2 protein-coding genes are annotated in these 1,684 nt (G+C 58.9%); one reads left to right on the top strand and one right to left on the bottom strand.

Annotation, left to right across the window (positions count from 1 at the left end):
* On the top strand, positions 1–399 hold a 399-nt coding region (locus H5U08_RS17980; protein WP_297036276.1), incomplete at its 5' end, for a hypothetical protein.
* A 150-nt stretch (positions 400–549) separates the two neighbouring features.
* Here the strand turns inward: H5U08_RS17980 and H5U08_RS17975 are convergent.
* The coding region (locus H5U08_RS17975) for a putative PEP-binding protein (protein ID WP_366494847.1) at positions 550–1,684 on the bottom strand (1,135 nt) is incomplete at its 5' end.

Here is a 1,684-nt window from a genome sequence, read left to right as displayed (position 1 = left end):
AGCGCCCAGTGTGATTTTCCATCAAGAGCGGGATCTTCTCAATCCGAGAACGCAGAAACCCTTCGTGAGGCCGAGCAGCTCGTCGAACATGCCATCGCTGTGCTGGGCCCGATCGGGAGCTTTCTCGACACACGCGCGGTGGTCCGCATGCGGCAGGGACGTCTTGCCGAGGCCATTTCCGACGCGCGACAGGCTGTTCTGGAGGAACCGTCCGCACTAACGTATTTCCACCTTGTGGAGGCCCTCTGGCTGGCGGGGGACAAGGCGACCGCGCTGCGAGAATTTCAACGAGGACGGGATAATTACCGTCTCTCTGAGGAATCGCTCCCCCCGATCGAGCGCCCTCGCCTGCGACACCTTGTCGCCGAACTGAAAGAGCTGGGACTCTCCACAAACTGAGCACGGCGCCTGAACTTCTGTGAGTTAACCAGGGACTTGCCCTCCAGCGCGCACAAAAAAGGGGGATTGTGGACAATCCCCCATGCTGTTTGCCACGTCAGAAGCGGCCGGCATGCTCAGCCGCCGCCCTCACGTTTTTGCCAACGGAGCTTACTTCTTGCGGCTGGCCTTAATGGAGGCCTGCGCTGCGGCCAACCGAGCGATGGGCACGCGATACGGCGAGCAGCTCACGTAGTTCATGCCGACCTTGAAGCAGAACTCCACTGAGTCGGGATCTCCGCCCTGTTCGCCGCAGATGCCGATTTTCAGATCGGAACGCGTGGCACGTCCTTTTTGGACTGCCATCTCGATGAGCTGTCCGATTCCTTCCTGATCAATCGTCTGGAAGGGGTCGGCCATCAAGATCCGCTTCTCAAGATAGTCCGGCAGGAAACCGCCAATATCATCCCGGCTGAAACCAAATCCCATTTGCGTCAGGTCATTGGTGCCGAAGCTGAAGAATTGGGCGGTTCGCGCCATCTTGTCGGCCACGAGGCAGGCCCGCGGAATTTCGATCATCGTACCGTACAGATACTCGATCTTGACGCCAAACTTCTTTTCCACCTCGGCGTGGACGCGATCCACAATCTGCTTCGTGAAGTCGAGTTCCTTCACATCGCAGGTCACCGGGACCATGATTTCCGGGTGAGGCTCCTTGCCCTCTTTAATCAGTTCAGCAGTGGCCTCGAAAATGGCCCGCACCTGCGTCTCGGTGATTTCCGGATAGGTGATGCCGAGCCGAACACCGCGATGGCCCATCATCGGGTTCGTTTCGTGGAGCTCTTCCCCTCGGCGCTTCACGTCTTCGACGGAAATGCCCATCGCCTTGGCCAGCTCGGCCTGTTTTTCCTCGTCCTGCGGGACAAACTCGTGGAGCGGCGGATCCAGCAGCCGGATGGTAACCGGCAGGCCATTCATGGCTTCCAGGGTGCCCTTGATGTCCCGCTTCATGAAGGGGAACAATTCTTCCAGGGCCTTCCGTCGTTCCTCCGCCGTACGGGAGAGGATCATCTTCCGCAGGATGAACAGGGGCTCGTCAGAACCTTCGCCGTAGAACATGTGCTCGGTACGGAACAGGCCGATCCCTTCCGCGCCGAATTCGCGAGCGATTTTGGCGTCTGCCGGAGTGTCGGCATTTGTTCGCACTCCGAGCTTGCGGTATTTCTCCACAAGTGCCATGAACTCTTTGAGCCGCGGATTTTCAGTGACGTCGATCAGCGGGAGTTGCCCCTCGTACACGATTCCC

It is taken from the genome of Thermogutta sp. (assembly GCF_014359955.1).
Classification (GTDB): domain Bacteria; phylum Planctomycetota; class Planctomycetia; order Pirellulales; family Thermoguttaceae; genus Thermogutta.
The sequence above is the reverse complement of the archived record's forward strand: the minus strand, read 5'-3'. Positions and strand labels throughout refer to the sequence as shown.